We start from the raw sequence: 5,463 nt of genomic DNA on the forward strand, positions 1-5,463 counted from the left end.
GTTGACTTTCCGGTATCGGCCGTCGGTACCGATATGCGCAAGTCCGACCGCCGCCTGTTCAAACGTGGCCCGGAACTGTTCTTCGGTCTCTTGGAGGCGCTCGTTAATCAGCGCCCGGTATTTCCGTTCGCTCTCTTTGAGAGCTTCTTCGGCCTTTTTCCGTTCCGATCGTTCCACAGCCATGGCGACGCAGTCTCCTATCGACGCCGCAAAGGTCTGTTCCTCCGTGGTCCAGGTGCGTTTGGATCCGACATGCTCGTGGCAGACGACGCCGATGGCGTGACCCCCCAAATTGATCGGCGCGTCCAGCATCGATGTGATCCCCAAAGGGGTGAGGTAGGTTTTTGAAAACTCGCTCGTCCGTTCATCGTGGTGGGCGTCGTGAGCCGCAATCGTCCGATTTCGCTCGAGTGCTTTGAAATAAGAAGGGAAATTCTTGGCGGCGAGGAGATGGCCGCTCGAATGCTTTTTAAGAGATCGCTCGTACAGATTCACGCACTCGATTTTTGAAGCGTGGTTTCGGTAAAGCCATACCCCCACGCGCTCAACGGCCAATCCATCCGCCGCTGCCTTCGTAATCGCTCGGAAAGCTGGCTCAAGGTTCCCGTCGGTGATGGCGGGATGTTTCGCCAGAGCGAGAAGGGCCGCCTGGTGACGGAGCACGGCGTGAGTCCAGCCGGTACCGCCTTCGTTTCGTGGTTTAAGGGTTTTCTTCGGACTCTTCGGGGAAAGCGATCTTTTTAAGGCGCCGACCCTTCTCGTCTTGCGCGCTGCGGCTATGGCGGCTCGCTCGAGAGACATGCTGATTCGGCTTATACGCGGCCCACCGGGGCGGGTAAAGCCCTATCCCGCTGTCGAAAAAGGCTTATTTGCTTCGTTGCCTTTGAGTTTGCTCGGTTCTGATGATTGAGCGCCGCGGTTAGCCCAACGCGGTCAATCCGGGTAAAGTAAGGCGCCAATGAAGGGAAAGACGATTCTTATCACGGGCGGCGCCGGGTTCATCGGAACCCACCTTTCGGCCCTCCTTTACCGTGACAACCGCGTACGGATTCTGGATAATTTTTTCCGCGACGCCATCTCCAATACTGAACTTTCAAAACAGCCAAACATCGAAATCCGAAAAGGTGATGTGTGCGATCGCGCGACGGTCGAGAGCGCCATGGACGGTGTGACTCACATCGTGCATTTGGCGTCCATCGCCGGTGTCGACACCGTTCTCAAGCAGCCGGCCCGGACGATGGAGACGGCGATTTTAGGGACCTACAATGTTTTGGAGGAGGCGCGGGCGCGCAAGAAGGCGATCGAACGCCTGATCGACTTTTCCACGAGTGAAGTTTTCGGCGTCTACGCCTATAAAGTGGGAGAGGGGAACGTCACGAGCCTGGGGGCGGTGGGGGAGGCGCGATGGACCTACGCCGTGAGCAAGCTGGCGACGGAACATCTGGCGCACAATTATTGGAAGGATTACGGAACTCCGACCTGTTCGATCCGGCCGTTCAATATTTTCGGCCCGAACCAGATCGGGCTGGGGGCGGTTCATGAATTCGTCGTGCGCGCCATACGGAACGAAGAGTTAACCGTCCACAACGACGGCGATCAGATCCGGTCCTGGTGTTACGTGGACGACATCCTCCAGGGAATTTTGCTCTGCTTGACCCGAAAAGAGGCCGTCGGCGAGGCGTTCAACATCGGAAACCCGAAAAACACGCTTACGATTTATCATTTGGCGAAAGAAGTGATTCGAGCGGCGAAGTCGTCGTCGAAAATCGTTCAAAAGAAATGGACGGAGGCGGATGTCGAACTTCGAATTCCCAATATTTCGAAGGCTCGGCAGCTCTTGGGATATGAACCCGAATTCGACATGGAGAGTGGCCTTGCGCGTACGATCGACTGGTATCGCAGTCATATGTAGCTTCGTTTCGGGAATTGCCGGGGCATGGGCGGCGGAAGAGTCTCCCGCCATTCCCAGCGCGGGCGAAGCCCAGGTTTCTTCCAAGGATCTTGCGAAAGCCAAAGGGAATGCCTTGGATGCGGCGATGTTGGGGGCGGTGGAATCAGCGGCTTCCAAGTTGCTCCCCTCCGTCCTCTTCGGTCTCAATCGGGATCTCATCTCGTACAAGGCGGCGCAAAACCTCCGGACGTTCGTAAAGGACTACAAGCTTCAACGAGAGCAGGTGAAGGACAATGTGCTTCGAGTGGAAGCGCTGGTGGTTCCTCGGACGGAAAAAATTCAGGAAGAGTTGGAACGGTGGGGGATCCTTTTTGCTTCGCAAAGGCGACCGACGATCTATTTGTCACCTTTCGAAGAGCGAGGCGTAAAGGGGCCGGCCGGCCCGCGGAGCTATTCGGCCATCTGGACCGAACGATTGCTTCGGAGGCTGAGGGGGCTCGGTTATACCGTGGAGAAAAAGGGTCCCTCGCCACAGTCTCGATCCGGCGCCGGTAAAACTTCAAAAACGGATTCCGCGATACTCATCCGCGGGACCTTCGCGTTACGCGGAAACGAAGCGATCTCAGGCGATCTTCAAGCCGTACTCGAGCCGGTGACGATGGAACTAGCCAACGTTCGAGGGAATTTTTCCCTTAAGGACGGCCCCGAATTGGCCGCCGGGCTTTTGGTTCTATCTTTATTGGAGAAGATGATTCCGGCGTGGCTCAAGCAGATGGGGGAAGGGCGCGTGTATGAAGTGACGGTTCAGGGATTGTCTTCGTTTCGACCCTATAAGGAATTGCGCGATTTTCTGACTTCCGGCAGGGAAGGGATCTCCTCCGCCCAGGAATCGGCGTATTCCCCGGGGCGTGTCACGTTTACGGTGACGTTTGAAGGGACCGGCGCGGAATTGGCCCGAGTGCTCGGCAAGCCGTCTTTTGCCGGCACGCGATTGGCCGTCTCCAACATTTCGCAGCGATCGGTGTGGTTCGAAGCCAAATGAAGCCGTTCCGATGGATTCCCAACAGTCTTACGGTCGTACGAATGATATTGACGGTTCCCCTTGTTTACACTCTGTGGCGAGGGCAAGTCGCTTTGGCGTTATCGATTCTCGTGTGCGCAGGAATTACGGACTTGTTGGATGGTTTTTTGGCGCGCGAATTCGGATGGACGACCACGCTGGGAGCTTGGCTCGATCCAGTTGCGGATAAGCTCCTGATTACGTCCTGCTTGATCGCGCTGACCTGGACCGGCCAACTTCCGGTCTGGTTTTGCGTCATCACGATTGCCCGCGATCTTCAGCTGGTCGGCGGCGTTATTCTTCTGCACGCGCGCGGCGTGGAGGTGAGAATTCGCCCTCACCTGAGCGGAAAACTGGCCACGGTCGGGCAGAACATAGCCCTCCTGCTGGCCCTTCTCCAACAAACTTCGCTGCGCGTACAAGCGGCCCTCAGTTATTCAGTCCTATTTTCAGCGGTCCTGACGATCGTATCCGCAGTTGTTTACGTACGTGTGCTTTTGCACATCTTTCGTAAACAGAGCCAGGTCGCTCTGAGACGGACGACTAGTCTTTAAGATGTCGACTGACCAACTTGGTCATTTCGAACATCGTAACTTTGCGCTTGCCACCGAACACTTTCTTTAGCTTTTCGTCGGCGTTGATCATCGTTCGCTTCACTCGGTCCTGAAGCTTGTTGCGTTTGATGTAGCGCCAAATCCTTTTGGTCACTTCTGTGCGGGGCATCTTTTTGGAACCGATCACCGCCGCCAAAGATGCGCTCGGCATCATCGGCTTCATGAATGCTTTGTTCGGTTTTCGCTTGGCCCTGGCACTGCGTTTTTTGGAAGTCCTTTTTTTACGTTTCGCCATTCTGTCTCCTTTACGAGAGGGAATTGTTGATGCTGGATTGTAACGCATTTTTTAAGAAGGGTAGACCAGTTTCTACCGTCGGAGAAAAATTTCCATTTTGTCCGGTTGAGCTTTCACGTCATACCGGGGGAAAACCACCGGATATAAATCCAAGATGACTTGCGTCCCCCTGGCCCCTTTGTCGGTTTTCACTCGAAAGAGCGGGTTCTTGCTGACCGTGATCACGTTGTCCACGCTGAAGGAGCGAATCTCGGGGAAATCGACAATCAGTCTTCTCGGGTTCATCGCCCTGGAAATCTCATAGCGATCGAGTTTAGCGGTGCCCTGGATCGTAACCTTCACGAAGGCTCCGCCGTCCTCTGTTTGAATTTCTTGAATTTTCGCAGCGACTGAGGGCGGTGCGGTTGTTGTCACAGGGGTGCCTCGGGGCGGAGAACTCTCCAGTCTTGGCTTTTTGCGATGTTCGGCGGCAGCTGGGGACGGCGCTGCAGTGGGAGACGCCGAAACCGGGGACTCGTTCTGAGCGATTCCCGCAAGGGGAGAGGGGATATTGTTTTGAGGGGACGGCTCTTTGTTTCCGCCAACGCGTATCGAGACCTTCTGCGGAAGCGATTTTAGGAAACCTCGAAAAACGTACGCGGCGCCAATCAAGAGAAAGAGCATCAAGAAGACCAGGAATCGGCGCCGACGCTTTGGTTTTTCCCTCTGACGGAGATACTTCTGAAAATCCTCGGGGGCGTTGATCCGCGTTTTGCCGTCCAGCCCCAGGCGAGCCGCCTGCATGGCTTCTTCGTCCCATGTGGAAGGGAGACCCTTCGGAGATTCTCTTGACGGGGCGGCCAGCTTTGCATCGAACTTCTTCGCCGACACCATCATCGTTCGCTCGGAGGAGGGGGGAGCGGAGAGTGCCGATGCTTGGCCCTTCCTGGATCGGTTCTTCGCCGTATTGAGATGCACCTCAATTCGCGCAACCTTCGACGGATCAGGGTTTACAAAACGGATCACCATCCCTTTTCGGCCGCCCGGTCGCTCCGCTACGGTATGGACCTCTCCTTCCAGTTCGACCGATTTTTCACCCTCTTCGATTTGAATGGAGAGATGTACGGGCGTGCCGGGGGAGAGTGTTCGAGCGGATTCGACTCGAAGTCCGGTGAGATTCATTTTTGTGACCAACAGGAAGTAATCCTGGCCACCCTTCAAATCGGTAAGTTTAACTCTTGGATTCAATGCACTCCCTAGTATCCGCGGCGGCTGACCCTAACATGTCAGAATCGCTTAGAAAAGTTAGGTCTCGTAGGTTTACTTTGCCTCGGCGAATTGCTAACATCTTTACCAATGTTCGGTTTGGGCTCCACAGAACTCTTCATCATTTTGGCTATTGTTCTCGTCCTTTTCGGCGGCGGTAAGCTTCCGCAGGTTGGGAGTGCTTTAGGTAAGGGGATCCGCAATTTCCGAAAGGCGTTCGGCGGGGACGACGAAGAGCCCTCAGACAAATCCAAGAGCGAAAACAAGAGCCAAAAGGATTAGAACCGGTCTCATAAATGTTTTCTGCTGCGACCGGCTGCAAAGCCCGTGCTCTTTGTTCTCGGGTCAAAATGTCCTCAACGTACCTATTCAAGTACGCTTCCGGGCATTTTGACCCTGCGGCCTCGATCACGGGCTT

The 5,463-nt window shown here is 55.2% G+C and carries 8 protein-coding genes; 5 read left to right on the forward strand and 3 right to left on the reverse strand.

Annotated elements, in window-relative coordinates; genetic code table 11:
* Positions 1-663: GAF domain-containing protein (locus tag VI895_12795; protein HLG20676.1), on the reverse strand; the 663-nt coding region annotated here is incomplete at its 3' end.
* Between the two features lie 295 nt (positions 664-958).
* On the opposite strand from VI895_12795, the gene VI895_12800 reads away from it, so the two are divergent.
* Genes VI895_12800 through VI895_12810 form a run of 3 tightly spaced genes read left to right on the forward strand, consistent with a single transcriptional unit; the run spans position 959 to position 3,505 of the window.
* On the forward strand, positions 959-1,912 hold the full coding sequence (locus tag VI895_12800) for a GDP-mannose 4,6-dehydratase (protein ID HLG20677.1): 954 nt from the start codon (positions 959-961) through the stop codon (positions 1,910-1,912).
* The gene (locus tag VI895_12805; protein HLG20678.1) at positions 1,875-2,933 is read left to right on the forward strand and encodes a hypothetical protein; all 1,059 of its coding nucleotides are present in this window, start codon (positions 1,875-1,877) and stop codon (positions 2,931-2,933) included. Before VI895_12800 ends, VI895_12805 begins: the two co-directional genes overlap by 38 nt.
* The gene (locus tag VI895_12810) at positions 2,930-3,505 is read left to right on the forward strand and encodes a CDP-alcohol phosphatidyltransferase family protein (GenBank protein HLG20679.1); all 576 of its coding nucleotides are present in this window, start codon (positions 2,930-2,932) and stop codon (positions 3,503-3,505) included. The genes VI895_12805 and VI895_12810 overlap by 4 nt, the downstream gene beginning before the upstream one ends.
* On the opposite strand, the gene VI895_12815 is transcribed toward VI895_12810, so the two are convergent.
* Positions 3,495-3,728: an SWIB/MDM2 domain-containing protein gene (locus VI895_12815; protein HLG20680.1), complete on the reverse strand. Its 234-nt coding sequence runs from the start codon at positions 3,726-3,728 to the stop codon at positions 3,495-3,497. The genes VI895_12810 and VI895_12815 overlap by 11 nt on opposite strands.
* On the opposite strand from VI895_12815, the gene VI895_12820 reads away from it, so the two are divergent.
* Positions 3,679-3,843 (forward strand): hypothetical protein, encoded by a 165-nt coding sequence (locus tag VI895_12820; protein ID HLG20681.1) that lies wholly within the window; start codon positions 3,679-3,681, stop codon positions 3,841-3,843. The two genes, VI895_12815 and VI895_12820, sit on opposite strands and share 50 nt — an antisense overlap.
* 29 nt (positions 3,844-3,872) lie before the next feature.
* On the opposite strand, the gene VI895_12825 is transcribed toward VI895_12820, so the two are convergent.
* Complete coding sequence (locus VI895_12825) at positions 3,873-5,027, reverse strand: hypothetical protein (protein ID HLG20682.1); 1,155 nt, start codon at positions 5,025-5,027, stop codon at positions 3,873-3,875.
* A gap of 108 nt (positions 5,028-5,135) precedes the next feature.
* Here VI895_12825 and VI895_12830 point away from each other — a divergent pair, with 108 nt between their 5' ends.
* A complete protein-coding gene (locus VI895_12830) occupies positions 5,136-5,327 on the forward strand; it encodes a twin-arginine translocase TatA/TatE family subunit (protein HLG20683.1) in 192 nt (63 codons plus the stop codon).
* The last annotated feature ends 136 nt before the right edge of the window (positions 5,328-5,463 follow it).

The organism is Bdellovibrionota bacterium (assembly GCA_035292885.1).
Lineage (GTDB): Bacteria > Bdellovibrionota_G > JALEGL01 > JALEGL01 > DATDPG01 > DATDPG01.

Excerpts from the sequence above, each read along its gene's own strand:
- VI895_12800 (HLG20677.1), top strand. The coding sequence starts at position 959 with ATGAAGGGAAAGACGATTCTTATCACGGGCGGCGCCGGGTTCATCGGA.
- VI895_12810 (HLG20679.1), top strand. The coding sequence starts at position 2,930 with ATGAAGCCGTTCCGATGGATTCCCAACAGTCTTACGGTCGTACGAATG.
- VI895_12815 (HLG20680.1), bottom strand. The coding sequence starts at position 3,728 with ATGAAGCCGATGATGCCGAGCGCATCTTTGGCGGCGGTGATCGGTTCC.
- VI895_12830 (HLG20683.1), top strand. The coding sequence starts at position 5,136 with ATGTTCGGTTTGGGCTCCACAGAACTCTTCATCATTTTGGCTATTGTT.